Raw genomic sequence first — 17,579 nt, 5'->3', positions numbered from 1 at the left:
TCACCTCATCGGTTTTAGGTTATAAGTGACAACACCCCAAATTAGCAGTTCCTGCCCCTCAGTGATATAAATATTTTGATAATCAGGGTTTTCGGCTTTGAGCCATACTTTCGGGGGGCTGAAATGGTGATCAATCATTAAACGTTTGACAGTAAAATCATTATCAATCAAGGCAATCACAATATCACCTGACTTAGCAGGGATACTTCGATCAACCACGAGTGGATCATCAATATCAATTCCTACATCCAACATCGAAAGTGAATTTGCTTTTACGATAAAAGTTGAATTTTCATTACGAATTAAAAATTCATTTAAATCCAAAGCTTGTTCAACGTGGTCCTGTGCTGGCGACGGAAAACCAGCAGCAACACGTTCCGTTGCGAGTGGAATATGGTAAATTCGATCATTCTTCGCTTGAACAGTTTGAATTTTTAGTGAAGTACTTAGATCGCTGCGTGCACCTGTTTTGACATTATTCAGTAACCAACTTTTGATGAAATCAACTTGAGATTCGGGAACACGAATCACTTTGGTGGGTTCACTGAATTGCGCTTTACGTCCCGCATTTGCTCTGGCACCACCATGCTCTGATTCAGTTTTTTTAGCCATAAATCCCCCTTACCCAAGTTTTAATTGCTTGAAAATAATTTAACTTGAAAAAGTTACAAATTCAAGTTGACGAATAATATTTTTTGCATAAGAATAAATTTCATAGATCAGATTTTAGCTTGTTTGATTTAAACAAGGATGTAAACAAACTAAAATTAATGCTTTAAAATTAATTACTTACAGAGTTTAACTCAACATTAATTCTGCTAAGTAATTGATCTAAAAAGTAATATATCTGGTCTCTCAGCAGTTAGGTTTTATTAAAATATTTTTGATGTGGAGACATGAAAAATGAACAATCGACGTGATGCTATTCTTGGCTATGCTGATGAACAACATGCTTACTTTATCCGTCTGATCGAAGACAACAATGTTCTTGGTAATAGCTATGGTTTATTTTGTGAAAGTCCAAATAGTGAAGCAGCAGAAAGTATTATGACGACGCTCTTCTTAAAAAAATCCTTTTGGTTAAATGGTTCAGAATTTAACGATATTGTTAAAGGACTTAATCTGATTAGTTAGTCAAAATTTAATTTATTGCTCTAGTAAAAGCACTGGTTTTAATTCTGTAAGGATTCAGATTATTTTATCTTCCATTAAAATAAATCAAGAAAATCTTGATAAAAATACTGAACAATACCTTTAAAATAATAATTATATTCAGTTATAAAAAATCCACCTATTAAACAATAGGTGGATTTTATTTTCAAATTCAACATTTTTTAAATAAACCTTTTATCATCCACAGCTGAGACCAAACGATAAACCTTACCATCTTCTTCATTTTCAAAAAGTAAATCCATATTCGGGAAAAGAACTTCACCTTCAACTTCAATATGCTCTACTCTTTTGAAAAATGGCAGATCATGATCCTCAAAATCATTTAGCTGTGCCATTACAATAGATTCATTCTCTTCTTGATCCTTAATAATTACCGTGACTCTTTCCATAATACCCTCACAAAGTGCCTTTTATAAGACTATGGGAAAATTTATGAAGATTGTCGACCAAATCGTTGTAACAAGAGTTATAAGTATTATACTTTTATTAATTATGCTGCTAACACATTGAAATTAGCCAAGCAAAGTGTTTTTTAACTTACCTCCTAGTTACAATTAATTTGTAAAAATTAAAATATTTCAATAGTGATCAGTTAAAGTAAAAATTAAATTTCAGCAACTTGTATAAAATTGAGCACATGCAAACCGCACCAGTTTGACAGGGAAATCCATACATCAAGAGAAAAATGCCCAATCTTTAACCACTACATATTAGCCATTAGTCTTGGTAGACTCATCAAGCACTCAATTTATTGATAAAGTTAGCGCACGGTTTGATACACCTACTATGGTGCCGCATATGAGTTCAACTTGTGTGCGGCATTTTAATTTGATCACAGTCAATTGTTCGTTAAAAAAGCATAAGTCTCATAGCAAATAAAGCACAACTATTTCATCTTCAAAAATATCATCAACTAATTTTGAATTGTCTCATTGCTGCTCGATTAACCTGACACCCCCTGTAACAATCATATCTATGGCAATTGTGCCGATCAGCAAAGCTGCCAATCGACCAGCAATATCAAAATAGCGATCAATATGCTTTGCATGTTTATATCTCAAATGATCATGCGAAAACTACATTAAAATTAATATACTGCATGACACAAATAGCGTAAGCCCAATGACTGCTGCCGCCTCTAAAAGATTCATTTTCATACCAGCGACAACGGCTGCACTAATCGTTCCTGGACCAATCATAAACGGCATCGCAATTGTGCCAGCTAAATGTTCAGGTGCTCCTCTCATTTCACCAATCGTGTCCGCACCTTGAAATACGAATCGGTAACCAATCACTAAAAAGATGAGTCCACCAAAAATTTGAAATGATTCAAATCGTACATTCAAATATTTATTAAAGATTGCCTCCCCACCCCAAGCAAAAAGAATGAAAGCAAGATAAGCAATCAAAGCACCTTGTATTAACCCTTTATTGAAGCTCTTTGTCTCCGTATGGCGAATAAGACCAATCATGTAGACACTCATGAGAAAAGGATTCAATAATGAGAAAAATAAAATAAAAGTATGAATATATGGAGAAGTCACTGCTTTCATTACCTAAAATTTTTCAAGAGGCAGTCAAACCTCTTGAAAATTGTTGACGGAACAAGGTTAAAAAATTAAAAGCGCCCTTTAAAACGTATAGGTAAAAATGACATTCGCTAGCTTATTCCATTTATTGTCATCACCTGCTGCAAATGAATCAGCATTACCGCCAATAAATACATCATTTTTACTCATGACATATTCTGTATAAACAGCAATATTCTTATAGTTCCAAGCCGCACCTATGATATTACGTTGTGAATCTTTATATCCTTTTTGGTCTTTATTGAAACCACTTAGCACGAGATAAGGCGTAATGTTCAAGTTGTCTCTCACATTTTTAAAGGCATAATTGACATCAACTGAGTAAAACAGACCTTTATTGGCAATATTGTATTCAGTATCAAATGAACCAAAGGTTGAGTAGTTCGAAATTGGATCTTTATTATCAATCTTGAGCTGCCCACCAGTAAGTGTAATCCCTAAATTCTGATAATTAATGGTATTGAATAAAGACCATGCTTTTCGACTACCATCTTGATTGTTCCGCTTGTTATCAATAGATGAATACCAATAGCTTCCCCCAACTGCCATTTTTAAATCATCATTGTTTATAAAATCGAGATCTTGTATTACTCGCGCTACAAACATATTTTTTTCTTTAAGGCTCGTCATCGTTGGATCATCTGTTTTCACAGCATTTGCTGAATAACGCGCTGTATCGTTATCTGCTGTCCCAGTATAGTTACCGCCATCTCGTGCAAAATAGGCTAAGTCAAACTTGGTAGCCGATGGTAATTCTGCATGATAATTAACACCAAGATTAAGCGTATCTTGCAAACCTAGTGTGTAATTCATACCTGCATAGAAACTACTATCCCAAAAACGGCTGGGACCAAATGGAACGGGTTGTAAACCTAGCGTGATATTGTCTGTTTCATTTAAGCGATAGCCTGCATAAGCCGAAACCAAGGTTGAAAAATCACAAAGGTCTGACCATTGATAACAGCGCCATTGAGCACTACCAAAAACTTTAGGTGACTCATACCCAAAATTTAAAATAGCAGCATCAAACTTAATACTATTATCTGGATCGATATCTTTTCCATAATCTTTATAATTATATTTAGCACGTAAAGTTGCCGAAACGGTTAATGCTCCTGTATCTGCTTTTGGATTCCCAAATGTAATTCCAGCAAATGAAGGTGCCGCTAAACTGAAGATAAATAAGCCCGTTGCAACATCACGATAAAATTTTGTATTCATTTACAATTCCTTGTTTAAATAAAAGTATTAAGAAACTTCGCCCTGTTTCTTATTGCACTGTTGTATCAAAAACTTTTCCAGCAGATTTTTGACTCGTGTTTGTTGTTGTTTATGTGCAAATTTCTATTTAATTCAACGCAAAACTTGCACACTGCATCAATTTATGATTAAAAAAATTAAGAAATACCGTGAATTTCTTTCCAATTACCAGGATGTACGACATAACCAAATAATGCATGACCGCCATAAATGAGTTCTGTACCTTCAGGTATCCATAGCATTTGACCTGGATGAACTTCATATTTTTGACCATTTGCAGTTAATTCAAAGCAGCCTTCAATTACAAAAACCACTTCGTCATAAAGCAAAGTCCAAGAAACTTCTGCACCTTCCCAACGAGCAAAACCAATCCCCATATTTGGAGAAACGTCAGCACCTATCGCTCTAGCCACATAAGCCATTAGTGTACGACTGGGAAATTTCCTCATTACTTTGCTGATTATTTATTCAGCTCTATTAGGATTCCTTTTTGTGAATGAACCTTGTTTTGTTAAGATGCTACGAGTTGGGAACGCATTACAACTGCTTTCATTTTGTTGATTCACTTACGACAACCAAGATCGTTATACTTTCCCATTGTTTTATTTGTATTGGCTTTCTGATAAACCAAATACTTTCAAGTTTCATCAATACCTAAGGATTTAACACGCATGAAAAGTGACACAGTTATGGCTGATCTTTCATCTCTTACGCCGATGATGCAGCAATACACCACGGTCAAAATGGATTATCCACATGCACTATTGTTCTACCGTATGGGTGATTTTTATGAATTATTCTTTGATGATGCACACCAAGCAGCAAAACTTTTAGGCATTACTCTCACCCATCGTGGTAAAGCAAATGGTGAGCCTATCCCTATGGCAGGTGTTCCCTATCATGCCGCCGAAGGCTACTTAGCTCGTTTAGTAAAAGCAGGTCGTACCGTTGCAATTTGTGAACAAGTGGGTGAAGTGACTGGAAAAGGTCCAGTTGAACGTAAAGTTGTTCGTATCCTAACACCTGGCACACTCACAGATGATGCCCTGTTAACAAGTTATCAATCATCAAACTTAGTCGCACTTTGCATTCAGCAAAATCAAATCGGTTTTGCACTGCTTGATCTCAGTGCAGGTATTTTTAAAGTTCAACAACAAAACTATAAACCAGAGCAACTTTCGATTGAACTGGCTCGTTTAATGCCGAGCGAAATCTTGATCGATGAAGATTTAGTTGATCAAAATATTATTGAACAAATTAAGAAAAATCTTGATTGCCCTGTAACTAAGCGTCCAAATGTTGATTTCAATTTAAATAATGCTCAAAAAACCTTATGTGATCAGCTCTCTGTGTCAACTTTATCTGGTTTTGGTTTAGACCCTTATCCTTTGGCAAAAGCAGCCGCGGCAGCTTTAATCCATTATGCCAAAGAAACTCAAAAAACGGCATTACCCCATATTCGTTCGATTCAGATTGAGCAAAGCACCGACTTTATTGCACTTGATCCGATTACTCGTCGTAATTTAGAAATTATCGAGCCTTTATTTGAACACGGAACGTCATTATTTCAATTGATTAATGACTGTCAGACTGCGATGGGTGGACGTTTGCTTAGTCGCACACTAATGCAACCTCTTCGTGATACCGCAATTTTAGATGCTCGACTGGATGCTACAGAACAATTATTAAAAGGTTATCATGAAGCACCAGTCCGTCTGGTGCTTAAAGAAATCGGTGATATAGAACGTGTACTCAGCCGAGTTGCATTAGGTAGTGCCCGTCCGCGTGATTTAGTACAACTCCGCCAAGCCTGTGCACAAATTCCATTTTTAAGACATGCTTTAGCACCTGTCTTAAAAACGCAAAACTCTAAGCTATTGATGCAATTAGATCATGAATTAGGTGATTTTAAGAGTTTGCATCAACATCTCATGGATGCAATTGTTGAAAATCCACCTGTATTATTACGTGATGGCAATGTAATTGCAGAAGGCTATGATGACGAATTAGATGAATTAAGAAAAATTCGTGACCATGCTGGACAATTCTTGATTGATTTAGAAATTAAAGAGCGTGAACGTACAGGGATTAATACCTTAAAAATCGGTTACAACCGTGTCAGTGGCTATTATATCGAACTCACTCGCGCACAGGCTGAACAAGCTCCTGCCGACTATATACGCCGTCAAACGCTTAAAAATGCTGAGCGTTATATCACACCCGAACTCAAAAGTTTTGAAGACAAAGTGCTTTCAAGTGAATCTCGTGCCCTCGCCCGTGAGAAACTTTTATTTGAATCACTTCTAGATGAGTTACGCCAAAATATTGCGCATTTACAAATGATGAGCGCCGCAATTGCAAATATCGACATATTAGCCAACTTCGCACATCAAGCTCGACTCAACAATTGGGCACGACCTGAATTCACCCCAGAGACAGGGATTAAGATTCAAGCAGGTCGCCATCCTGTAGTTGAAGCTTTGAATAAAGCACCATTCACCCCAAATGATACGTTCTTAGATACTCAGCATCGTATGGCGATTATTACTGGCCCCAATATGGGCGGTAAATCAACCTTTATGCGTCAAACTGCATTGATCAGTTTACTTGCTTATTGCGGAAGCTTTGTTCCTGCAAAATCAGCCAAGCTTGGTTCAATTGACCGAATCTTTACCCGTATTGGTTCAGCCGATGATTTATCTACAGGTAAATCAACTTTTATGGTGGAGATGACGGAAACCTCTCAAATTCTTCATCATGCAACCAGTCAATCTCTAGTACTGATGGATGAAGTTGGTCGTGGCACTAGTACTTATGACGGTCTATCTTTAGCTTGGGCATGCGTGGTTGATCTGACGAAACGCGTGAAGTGCTTATGCCTATTTGCGACGCATTATTTTGAACTGACAGAACTTGGAAGTGAAGCCGGAATTGATAACTATCATGTGACTGCACAAGAGTTAAATGGCAATCTAATTCTGCTACATAAGGTTCAACATGGGCCTGCAAGTCAAAGTCATGGCTTGCAAGTTGCTAAGTTGGCAGGTATTCCAGCCAATGTCATTAAAGAGGCGCAGAAACGGTTAAAAATTCTAGAAAAGCAGCAACACCAGCATTTACAGAATAGTGTTCAAAATGATTTATTCAGTGCCGTTGAACATGAAATTGAAACACAAGTTGTTGAACGAATAGTTGAAATAGAGGCTCAATCACCTGCTCTTGAATTATTGCAGCAAATTGATGTCGATGATTTAACACCACGCCAAGCCTTAGAACAGCTTTACTCGTTAAAAGCTGCACTAAAATCTTAAATCTTATTTTTATTAGGACAAGTCGATATATTCGGCTTGTTCTGAATTTCACTAGACTAACTCTTAATGAAAATAAATATCAATAAACTCACTACACAGCACATGTAAGGAATATAGACATCAAGCTCCAATTTAAAAAATTAGAAATCACAGAACTCGATTTAATTTGGCAACACATCAGTCGGCGCGAACTGATCACACAAAAGTACCTACAACAAAAACAACAATTAGAGCTTATTGATTGTTTTTATGATGTCAAAAATTGGGATGCATATCATTTAGAAAATGATCCGCCATTATTAAAAATGCTGCATCAACACGGCGCTTTATGTGTCGGCGCATTTGACAGTTCACATCAGTTGATTGCGATTCAAGTCGTCTCAAACCAATATATTGCTGATTATCCAAAAGCCAAACTACTTCAATATTTTTATGTGGATGCCGACCATCAAAACTTAGGGATTGGCTCACAGCTGATGCAATCCTCAATCATTTCAGCGAAGCAACTTGGTGCTAAGCAACTGTATATTTCAGCAACACCAAGTAAACGTACTGTTGATTTTTATCTTAAACAAGGTACGACACTTTTAGAAAAACCAGACCAGCATTTATTTGAATTAGAGCCAGAGGATATTCATATGCTCTATACCTTATAGTTGCTTAGCTATCTAAAAAATTAAACATTGATGATTTAACCTAACCCATCGTATTAACTTCAGCACATATATGAATATACAGTTTTAACTGAAAATAGAAATAAGATTCACTTTCAACTATTTGCCTAATTGACGATCTAACTTATTTATTTTTCTGGGAAAATCTAACTAAGCAAGACAACATCTGCTTTATTATCAAGAAATTAACTTATTTTTCACATGTATAAATAAACAATATCAATAAAAGCAATTGTTTGTTTACCCCTTTTTTGCCTACAATAGCTCATTCCAAACAAAAAACCGTATTTTTAGGTAGCTGTCGCCATGACCTTCGTTGTCACTGAAAATTGTATTAAATGTAAATATCAAGATTGTGTTGAAGTTTGCCCTGTAGACTGTTTCTATGAAGGTCCTAATTTCCTTGTGATCAATCCAGATGAATGTATCGACTGTGCATTGTGTGAACCTGAATGCCCAGCAAATGCAATTTTCTCTGAAGATGAGTTACCTGAAGGCCAAGAAGTCTTTATCGAACTCAATGCTGAGTTATCTGAAAAATGGGCTGGCAACAACATCACACAAATTGGCGAACAACCTGCTGATCGTGAAGAATGGAACGGCAAGCCAAACAAATTACAATATTTAGAAAAATAATATTGTGTAAAAAAGGCCAGTTTTTACTGGTCTTTTTTATACCTGAATCACACATTTCTTTGCAATTGCATCATTATTAGTGCGTTATTTTGCATTAAAATAAGACGCCTCCAAATCAAGAACTGCCTTTTTATGATGCGAAACAAATTACAGGGTCTATTATCATTATTTATCATCCCTGTGATGATGGTGGGTTGTACCAGTTCGTCAACTAAAATGAATCAAAATCAAGGTAAAAGAATCTACATCCCACAAGAACAAGTAACCTTTACCCGCCCTATTCCAAACAAAGTAGAGCCCGCATCTTATCGTCAATGGTTAGGGCAAGGTGAAAACTACGCACGCGTCCGCGAATACGAACAATTTTTAATGCGCAATAATGTTGCACATATCATCCCAAGTTTTGAACTTTTAAGATCGGCAAGAGATTGGCAAAAATGTGGTCGGTCAGAATACATGGTGCCTAACCGTGAATTATGGGGCAATTCACTGTCTACTTTACGTGTCTTTAAATATCTAATTGCAGCAAAGATTTTGACTGATTTTGAAGTCACCTCAGTTTATCGTGACTTACCTTTGAATCAATGTGCAGGCGGCGCAAGTTCGTCAAAACACTTATTTAACTCGGCGATTGATTTTCGTATTGGGCCTGAATATCCACAACCTCAGGACTATGCATATATCGAACAAACAAAATTCAAGCTATGCCAATTCTGGATACAACATGGTCAAAGTTTAGATTTAGGTATTGGCTTATATAGTTCAGGTCAAATTCATCTAGACACTCAGGGCTATCGTACTTGGGGTCCTGATTTGACCCGTAACAGTTCAATGTGTAACTTCTAAAGCGTAGCGTGTAGAAAACTTATCTAAAAAGAGATCATCAAGATCTCTTTTTTATTTAGATGAACACGAATAATTGGTCAATCAAATTGCACTCTGATTATAAATGTTTAAAATGCAGCTAACAGATTCATAGGTAAACTTGATTATGCAACAAATGTGGACCGACATTGATGAATATATCAATTCACATTTAATTCCCACAGATCCAAGACTTCAACATGCGTTAGACAATACCGATACCCAAGGTTTTTCTAACCATCTGGCTGTTGCGCCTAATCAAGGCATGTTCTTACAAATGTTGATTCAGATGAATCAATGCAAACGTGTATTGGAACTTGGAACTTTTGGTGCTTACAGCACAATTTGGTTGGCCAAAGCACTTCCTGAAGATGGTTATCTTTTGACAGTTGAAGGTCGTGATACCCATGTGATTATTGCTCAAGAAAATATTGACTATGCCAATATGCCAACCAATATCGAGCTTAAAAAAGGTCGTGGCGCAGATATCATGAAGCAATTGATCTCAGATGGCGCTGAACCATTCGATCTGATTTTTATTGATGCGGATAAACAAAGTTATCGTGAATATTTTGAGTTGAGTTTAAAACTTACACACTCAGGCAGCATTATTGTCCTTGATAATGTGATTCGTGCGGGTGCAATTTTGGATGAAAATAATAAAAAACCAAGTATTGAAGGTATTCGCGATGCTTTCAGTGCACTTAAAGATCATCCACAACTTTTGTCATGTACTGCACTGCAAACAGTCGGCTCAAAGGGCCATGATGGCTTTGCACTTGCCATTGTAAAATAGCGATCAAAAAATAATCTTTTATTTTTAGTCTTTTAATATCAAATAATTATATATATCTGCATTGCTTTTCCATATAGTTATCCACAGTTATTGCGGATAACTATATGGAATAAAATGAATCACTTAGCGACTAATAATGGAACATTTGCATTCCTGAAGATTGTAGTCGTAATACTGCCTAAGAAAAATTGATGAATCTTACTGTGACTAAATGCACCAAGTACGATCAACTGAATATCATGTTCCCTTTGATATTCAAGAATATTTTGAGCGACATCACCGTAACGATAAATCGTTACGACCTCTAGTCCTGCATCTTTTAAGTATTTTTCAGGTTCAGTCAACATTTCAGGATGATCACCAACATAGAGCAAATGACATTGCAATTGTTTTAGCAAATCACTTTGGGCAATCCGTTGCAGCATCTTTTGGCAGGTTGGAGAATATTCATAAGCGAAGATAAATCGTCTAGGAGGAGAGAAATGCTCACCAACCGTAATCACAGTACAGTTTGCACCTCGAATAAAGTTTTCTACATTACTCCCAATCGGTTTATTCTTTTCAGCAGCGCGCTCCCCTACACGCCCAATAATCACAACATCATTTTCATTTAGAATATTAAAGCTTTGTTCAAGAAAATCCCCTTTTTCTTGGATTTTGGTACTTGTTAAACCGTACTGCTTTTCAATTTGCTCTGAAATATGCTTCAGTAAATTATTACTATAATCTAGTGCTAACTCACTTTGCTTCTGCTCTAGCTCTGCTAACTCTTTGAGTAGCATTGCATTACTCTCAAAGCCAATCACACCACTAATTTCACCTAAATGATAACTTGCAGGGTAATAGTCCAGAATTTGCAACAGTACTAATTCTCTTTGAGTTTGCCTTGCCACCCATACAGCAGCCTCGGCCACTGCATCAATACAGGGTGAAGAATCAATACATGCAATTACGCGGTTCATATTCGCCTCTCTTTAGGTTTAATACCTTAGGTCTTCTACTTATTTTTAACTTAACACAGATAAAAGCATGGTGGGTTAAATTTATGTATAGAATCTCTTGAGACTTTTTTAATGATTATTCCTATTTACGATAACGAATGAATCGTGCTGGATTTCCAGCAACAATAGAATATTCTTCAACATTTTTTGTGACCATACTATTCATTCCAACAACCGCATAATCACCAACCTTCACACCATCCTTAATTCCCACATGAGCGCCTAACCATACATCACGCCCAATCTCAATTCCTTTAGAGGTGACGGGTTGTTGGTAAATCGGGCGATCTAGTTCCACACCATGATCAAATGCATATAAATGACTATATGCAGCTATACGAACTTGATCATGTAACTTAATTCCAGTCCGTCCACCATCTAAAATACAGTGATGATTAATTGCAACTTCATTACCAATCTCTAAAGGGCCATGTAAGGTACAATCGGCAGCAATAAAGGTATTATCGCCAATCGTTATTTTTCTTCCACGTTCAGCAAAAATATGCGCGAGCGGTGAGATAAAACAGTTATGACCAATCTCTACTGTTTCCATTTCCATTAAATAGGCTTGGTACTCAGCTTGCCAAGCTTCTGCCCATTCACGATGTTTGGGTTTTAAGGTCCAATACAACCACGGCATATAATTCAAGCGGTGTTTATGCTGTTCACGATATTTTAAAAGTGGATCATGCGTCATGTGTTTGATCATCTACAACCTTGATTTCTTCTCGTCCACGGGTCACATCCTGAAGTTTCAATTTCAAAGGATCGATCTGATGTACCTGAACCCTTGCCTCAACCATAACACCTGTTTCTGTATAATGTTCTTGAAACTCAATTTGTTGCTGCGTAAGCTCGTAATGGATAATCGCCCACTCATTAAATAAGCAGCTAAACACAATTTCCTTTTTCTGAATCAGTTCAATTTTTTCAGCCAACATTAAACATTGACCTGCACAACCACCATAGGCACGAACCAGTCCACCAGTGCCGAGCTTTACGCCACCATACCACCGATTAACCAACACAATTACATTAGTCAGTTCATTACCTTCTATGGTCGCTAAGATTGGTCGCCCAGCTGTTCCAGAAGGTTCACCATCATCATTAAAACGAACATGATGGCCAATCTTCCATGCCCAACACTGATGCGTAGTCGAGATATCTTTGGTTTTTTCTAAAAAAGCTTTCACTTGTTGTTCATTTTCAACAATTTCCGCAATTGCCTGAAAACGACTCTTTTTAATTTCTTCTTCAAAGATAACCGTGTTCGCTATGGTGAAAGGCATAAAATTAAAAATAAGTATAAAAAGAGAATTATAACTTTATCGACTGAAATAAAAAATCCTCGTATAAAACGAGGATTTTTTAATAAGCAAAATTAACGCTCTCGGAGTGCTTCTTTCGCCTTATTAAATGGTTTAAGTAAATAATCCATCACGGTTTTTTCACCAGTACGAATATCAACTGTAGCAACCATACCCGGTGTAATACCGAATGCTTTACCTGATTTGTTAAACAATTTATCAGAGTCCGTACGGATATATACACGGTAATAGAACTGATCTTGCTTTACTTCATCTCTAATCGTATCTGGAGATATAACCGTTACCTTTCCGTTTAAACCACCATAAATCGAATAGTCATAAGCAGTTACTTTCACTAAGGCTTCTTGACCCGGACGAATGAATGCAATATCACGCGGTGAAATTCGAGCTTCAATCAATAACTTGTCTTCTAGCGGTACAATGGTCATTAACTTACCATTTTGAGGAATTACACCACCAAGAGTGGTTACATCAATTTCCTTAATAACCCCTCTTACAGGCGCTTTGAAAACTGCACGCTGTAGACTGTCACTACGCCCCATAACAACTTGTTGTTGCGTTTGAATATCTGTATTCGCCTTGGACAATTCTTCACGAGCTTTTACATAATATTGGTTACGCGTGTCGTTCATTTTATTTTGTAAATCATTTGCTTCACGTTTTAAACGTAAAACTTCAACTTCACTCGCAGCACCTTTAGCAACAAGAGGTTCTGTCATCACTAACTCTTGTTGAACCAATTGCAAAGCTTGTCGATAACCTTCTAATGATTGCTCTAAATTCTCGCGGCGTGAATGATAAAGTGCCGTTTCTTCTTTAACCAATTTTGGTTCTTTTAATACATCATCAGGAAAGACCAAAGGCGTTCCATTCACTTCTGCACGTAACCGAGCTGCTGTAGCTTGTGCTGAAACCAGTAAAGATTTCGACTCACCGACATTTGAAGCAAAACGCGTTTGATCGAGTTGAGCTAGGACTTGACCTTTCTGGACAATATCACCTTCTTGTACATCGAGCTTAGTTAAAATACCACCTTCTAAAGACTGAATAATCTGTTCTTTTGAAGAGGGAATCACCTTCCCTGTACCCGTAGAAACTTCTTCTAAATTAAAAAACCATGCCCATGCCAAGAAAATTGCCAAACCAATACACACAATCCAAATAACAAGTGTTGCACGCGGTAAAGCAGGTTCTCTATAGGTCACATTCATTGAACGGTTATTGACTGGTTGTTCGCTCATGAATCTTCCCCTTTAATAATTTGTTTTTGTTGACCTGCTGATTGATTTAATACTTGTTCACGCGGTCCATCCATGACGACTTTCCCGTCATTCATTACAATAATGCGATCAACTAACTCTAAAACGGCACGGCGATGTGTTGCCACAACCAACGTACGATGAGATAACCAACTTTTTAAATGATCAATTAATTGTTTTTCGGCAATATCATCAATTGCAGCAGTAGGCTCATCCAATAACAAAATATTTGGTTGACGAATTAAAAGACGTGCTAAAAGTAATGCTTGCTTTTGACCACCAGAAAAACCAACCCCCCCTTCAAGTACCAAGTGGTCTAAGCCCTCTTTTTTCTCCTGTACAAATCCTAAAGCACCTGTCACTTTCAACGCTTTTAAAATATCTTCGTCACGCGCGAGCGGAGCGCCTAAGGTTAGGTTTTCACGAATTGTGCCGTAGAACATATGGGCATTTTGGTTTAACAATGCCGCATCACGACGTACATCAGCAGGATCAATTAAACTAATATCTAAATTATCTAAATGTACAGAACCATTTGCTGGTGATTGCATACCTGCCAAGAGCTGCAACAAGGTTGACTTACCTGCTCCATTACGCCCTAAGATTGCTATTTTCTCACCAGCTTTAATTTTCAGCTGACGAATTGCCAAGATAGGACGAGAGTCCTCCTCCGTATATTGGAACATCACATTCTTAAGTTCATAGTCGCCATTGAGGACTTCTTTATGTACGAGATGTGCTTGATCGGGTTGATCAACTGGCTTTTGCATTAACTCATCAAGACTTTTCTTCGCGACCTTCGCTTGCTGCAAACGTCCTAAAATCCCAGTGATTTGAGAAATCGGCGATAACATACGTGATGACAAAATCGAACAAGCAACTAAAGCACCCGTTGTCATTTCACCTTCCATTACAGCAAAACACCCAACTAAAACGACTGCTGCATAAGTCAAACCTTGAATTTTTTGTGTCCATGCTGTCAATATGCCAACGATCTTACGTTGCTGCATACTAATATCAGCTGAGACTTCATTCATGTGATTCCATTGGTTTTGGAAACGAGATTCAGCTCTTAATAACTTAATGTCTTCAATGCCTTGAACAGCTTCAACCAAGATCGCATTACGAATCGAAGATTCGCGCATCCCTTCTTGTGCAAGTTCTGCTAGTTTCTTCTGTACCAAAATACCCGGCAAAATCATGAGTGGTACAACCAGTAACATTACCCAAAATAAGTTACCACCAATAATGGCGAATATGACTAAGAACAGAAAGAAGAATGGTAAATCTGCAATTGCGCCCATCGTAGTTGAGGTTACAAGATCACGTACGCCTTCTAACTCACGGATCTGAGAAATAAAGGTTCCTGTAGACTTTGAACGTTCACTATTTTTAATTCTCAACGCATGACCAAAAACCCGATCTGAAATTCTTAGATCAGCACGTTTACCAATAATGTCTGAAAGATAAACACGGGCAACACGCAACACGAACTCAAATACAGCTGCAATTAATACACCACCAGCCAGTACCCAAAGCGTCGGTACTGATTGTGAAGGTACAACTCGGTCATACACTTGCATCGAGAAAATAATCGTTGCCAGAGCTAAAATATTTGCCATTAATGAGGCAAACATAATATCGACATAGCGCTTCCAATCTTGTAACACAATTGACCAAAACCAACTCGGTTCATACGGTTTGATGTATTCATCAATACGTGCATCAGGAACTGACTTTTCAGGACGCAGAATATATACATCTTTAACAATATGCTTGAGTGCACCAACCGCAAATTTCTGTGATAAACCCTGATCACCACTTAATTGGACACTAACATTTCCATCTGAGTCAGCTTTATCAATAACACCGACTTGCCCATCTTTAAGCTCGATAATGACTGGCAAACGCCAAGGATTAATCACGTCATTTGTAAACCGAACCTTACAAACATTCAAACCTACCTGCTTGCTCATTAGCAGCAAGATGTCGTCTAAATTTTGATTTTGATTCCAATCCAACTGTAATCGAACACGTTCTTCTGAAGGTTCTATTCGATAATGTTTGGCAATAGTTAATACCGCTTGTAACCACGGCTGATAGTTTATTTTTGTCATCATGGCTGAACTTCAAACCCCTGAATTGAAATATTATTTAAGTCGTAGGCTTGACGCGAACGTCCTGTGGTCGCAATGTATTGAGCAATACTGTTGTAAATATCATAACGTGCTGATTCTAATTCTGAATTTGCACCGTGAATTGCTTGTTCCGCATTTAATAAATCAACAAGTGAGCGTGTTCCTAATTTATATTGTTCCTGATAAAGCTCTCTCGTTCTTACAGTTGTAGCTTGGCGGCTAATCAGCACCTGCATTTGTCGTTGTTTATTTTCGATCTGTTCCCGACTAGTCCGAATCTGATCGAGTACTTGTAAATACACCGCATTTACCTGTGCTTTAGCAGCTTCTTCAGCAAAACTAGCGGCACGAATTTGGGATGATGTTGCTCCTCCTTGATAAAATTGGCTACTTGCTTCAAGCATAATGGCACTATCAAATCCGCCATCTTTATTGTTGTTTGGATTTACACCATGCAATGCCTGACTTAACTCACCTTTAACAGATAATGTTGGATATCGGCTTAATTGAGTCTGTTGTTTTTGTGAACGTGCAACAATAATACCTGCCTGTGCTGCGATCATTTGAGGAATGATATTGAATTGTGGTGCAGCGTAAAGATCTGATTGCTGAACTAAATCCTCAGGAATTGTCCATTTCACATTGCTGGCATCGAACCCAAGCAACGTCGTTAAATGCTGCTGATATTGACCCAGTAAAGATTGTTGGGCAATTAAAGCAGATTGTGCAGATTGTAAATAAGATTGAGCTTGTACTGGATCGGCTTGACTGCTGATCCCTGCATTGGCTCGTAAATTGGCCATTTCTTGAATACGTTTAATCCCAATAATTTGCTGATCTGCAATTTGAATGAGCTTTTTATAACGTTGAATATTAATGATAGTCTGAGCAACATCGAGTGAAATATCATCAATCTTGACTAAAACATTGGCTTGCTCAACTGCCAGTTTGGCTTGCTCTGTATTTACCCCAGATTTAACTTTGCCAAAATCATAAAGCATTTGAGTGGCATTTAAGGCGAGAACTTGTTGCCCCCGTGAGGTTTTCTGAGTTAGATCGCCAGTATTTACTCCCCCTGTTATTTGAGGATAATACCCTGCTTTGGCAACATCGATATTGGCATTTTGAGCAGCTAAAGTTGCAAGTGTTTGAGAGATTTCTGGGTTGCGTTGTACAGCAATTTGTACAGCATCTTTCAATAACTTACGCTGACTCTGCCATAGTGCAGCAGGAACAACCTCAACTGGACGACCGCTTCCAACAACAGGTAAAGCATTCGTTGATGGATTGACCGAAAAATTGCTTAATTGCTGCATATTCGCAGTTTTAAAATCATCACTACTTTTCGGAGCAATCAACTGAGATAAGTTGTTTTTTAAGGAATGGTATTTTTCACTCGGTGTTGCAGCATGTGTGATCGGGACTGAAAACGTTACTGCGTATATCACCCATTTGAAATCTATACATAACTTCCGTGTTCCATCATCTATATCTAAATCTTTTTTAATGCTCATATTCTTTTCAAATTGTTATGTTTTAAAAGCACATTC

16 protein-coding genes and 1 pseudogene are annotated in these 17,579 nt (G+C 37.5%); 6 read left to right on the top strand and 11 right to left on the bottom strand.

Translation table 11 applies throughout. The annotated features are described in order from the left end of the window. Entirely contained in the window at nucleotides 1-612 is a 612-nt protein-coding gene (locus ACT4_RS03920) for a LexA family transcriptional regulator (protein WP_007480019.1), read from the bottom strand. 291 nt (nucleotides 613-903) lie between these two features. Here ACT4_RS03920 and ACT4_RS03915 point away from each other — a divergent pair, with 291 nt between their 5' ends. After that, nucleotides 904-1,134, top strand: coding sequence for a hypothetical protein (locus ACT4_RS03915; protein WP_004880619.1), 231 nt, complete (start codon nucleotides 904-906; stop codon nucleotides 1,132-1,134). 200 nt (nucleotides 1,135-1,334) lie between these two features. Here the strand turns inward: ACT4_RS03915 and ACT4_RS03910 are convergent, their stop codons facing one another. From ACT4_RS03910 to ACT4_RS03895, 4 genes and pseudogenes are all read right to left on the bottom strand, one after another. After that, complete coding sequence (locus ACT4_RS03910) at nucleotides 1,335-1,562, bottom strand: hypothetical protein (protein WP_004880620.1); 228 nt, start codon at nucleotides 1,560-1,562, stop codon at nucleotides 1,335-1,337. 540 nt (nucleotides 1,563-2,102) lie between these two features. Then, nucleotides 2,103-2,717: pseudogene (locus tag ACT4_RS03905) on the bottom strand (MarC family protein). A gap of 87 nt (nucleotides 2,718-2,804) precedes the next feature. After that, nucleotides 2,805-3,983 (bottom strand): hypothetical protein, encoded by a 1,179-nt coding sequence (locus tag ACT4_RS03900; protein ID WP_004880622.1) that lies wholly within the window; start codon nucleotides 3,981-3,983, stop codon nucleotides 2,805-2,807. A 176-nt stretch (nucleotides 3,984-4,159) separates the two neighbouring features. Further along, the gene (locus ACT4_RS03895) at nucleotides 4,160-4,471 is read right to left on the bottom strand and encodes an ethanolamine utilization protein EutQ (RefSeq protein ID WP_050934463.1); all 312 of its coding nucleotides are present in this window, start codon (nucleotides 4,469-4,471) and stop codon (nucleotides 4,160-4,162) included. Nucleotides 4,472-4,693: 222 nt separating this feature from the next. Here ACT4_RS03895 and mutS point away from each other — a divergent pair, with 222 nt between their 5' ends. The 5 genes from mutS to ACT4_RS03870 all read left to right on the top strand — a co-directional run bounded on the left by mutS (nucleotide 4,694) and on the right by ACT4_RS03870 (nucleotide 10,303). Further along, nucleotides 4,694-7,333, top strand: a complete 2,640-nt coding sequence (mutS, locus tag ACT4_RS03890; RefSeq protein WP_007480011.1) for a DNA mismatch repair protein MutS — start codon at nucleotides 4,694-4,696, stop codon at nucleotides 7,331-7,333. Nucleotides 7,334-7,446: 113 nt separating this feature from the next. Further along, on the top strand, nucleotides 7,447-7,989 hold the full coding sequence (locus ACT4_RS03885) for a GNAT family N-acetyltransferase (protein WP_034604584.1): 543 nt from the start codon (nucleotides 7,447-7,449) through the stop codon (nucleotides 7,987-7,989). Between the two features lie 324 nt (nucleotides 7,990-8,313). Further along, nucleotides 8,314-8,643, top strand: a complete 330-nt coding sequence (fdxA, locus tag ACT4_RS03880; protein WP_004639922.1) for a ferredoxin FdxA — start codon at nucleotides 8,314-8,316, stop codon at nucleotides 8,641-8,643. Between the two features lie 132 nt (nucleotides 8,644-8,775). Then, nucleotides 8,776-9,489 carry a D-Ala-D-Ala carboxypeptidase family metallohydrolase gene (locus ACT4_RS03875; protein ID WP_007479999.1) on the top strand — a complete coding sequence of 238 codons (714 nt, stop codon included), beginning with the start codon at nucleotides 8,776-8,778 and terminating at the stop codon, nucleotides 9,487-9,489. A gap of 145 nt (nucleotides 9,490-9,634) precedes the next feature. Beyond that, nucleotides 9,635-10,303: an O-methyltransferase gene (locus ACT4_RS03870; protein WP_007479997.1), complete on the top strand. Its 669-nt coding sequence runs from the start codon at nucleotides 9,635-9,637 to the stop codon at nucleotides 10,301-10,303. Nucleotides 10,304-10,422: 119 nt separating this feature from the next. On the opposite strand, the gene ACT4_RS03865 is transcribed toward ACT4_RS03870, so the two are convergent. The 6 genes from ACT4_RS03865 to ACT4_RS03840 form a co-directional block, all read right to left on the bottom strand. Beyond that, on the bottom strand, nucleotides 10,423-11,265 hold the full coding sequence (locus ACT4_RS03865) for a universal stress protein (RefSeq protein WP_004880638.1): 843 nt from the start codon (nucleotides 11,263-11,265) through the stop codon (nucleotides 10,423-10,425). 121 nt (nucleotides 11,266-11,386) lie between these two features. Next, the gene (locus ACT4_RS03860; RefSeq protein ID WP_007479995.1) at nucleotides 11,387-12,001 is read right to left on the bottom strand and encodes a chloramphenicol acetyltransferase CAT; all 615 of its coding nucleotides are present in this window, start codon (nucleotides 11,999-12,001) and stop codon (nucleotides 11,387-11,389) included. After that, nucleotides 11,991-12,593, bottom strand: coding sequence for a YigZ family protein (locus ACT4_RS03855; protein ID WP_007479994.1), 603 nt, complete (start codon nucleotides 12,591-12,593; stop codon nucleotides 11,991-11,993). The genes ACT4_RS03860 and ACT4_RS03855 overlap by 11 nt, the downstream gene beginning before the upstream one ends. Nucleotides 12,594-12,685: 92 nt before the next feature. Continuing rightward, nucleotides 12,686-13,873 (bottom strand): HlyD family type I secretion periplasmic adaptor subunit, encoded by a 1,188-nt coding sequence (locus tag ACT4_RS03850; protein ID WP_007479993.1) that lies wholly within the window; start codon nucleotides 13,871-13,873, stop codon nucleotides 12,686-12,688. Beyond that, nucleotides 13,870-16,011, bottom strand: coding sequence for a type I secretion system permease/ATPase (locus ACT4_RS03845; RefSeq protein ID WP_007479992.1), 2,142 nt, complete (start codon nucleotides 16,009-16,011; stop codon nucleotides 13,870-13,872). The genes ACT4_RS03850 and ACT4_RS03845 overlap by 4 nt, the downstream gene beginning before the upstream one ends. Further along, entirely contained in the window at nucleotides 16,008-17,543 is a 1,536-nt protein-coding gene (locus tag ACT4_RS03840) for a TolC family protein (protein ID WP_007479991.1), read from the bottom strand. The genes ACT4_RS03845 and ACT4_RS03840 overlap by 4 nt, the downstream gene beginning before the upstream one ends. Nucleotides 17,544-17,579: the final 36 nt, after the last annotated feature.

This window comes from Acinetobacter sp. NBRC 100985 (assembly GCF_000241225.1).
GTDB lineage: Bacteria > Pseudomonadota > Gammaproteobacteria > Pseudomonadales > Moraxellaceae > Acinetobacter > Acinetobacter venetianus.
The sequence above is the reverse complement of the archived record's forward strand: the minus strand, read 5'-3'. Positions and strand labels throughout refer to the sequence as shown.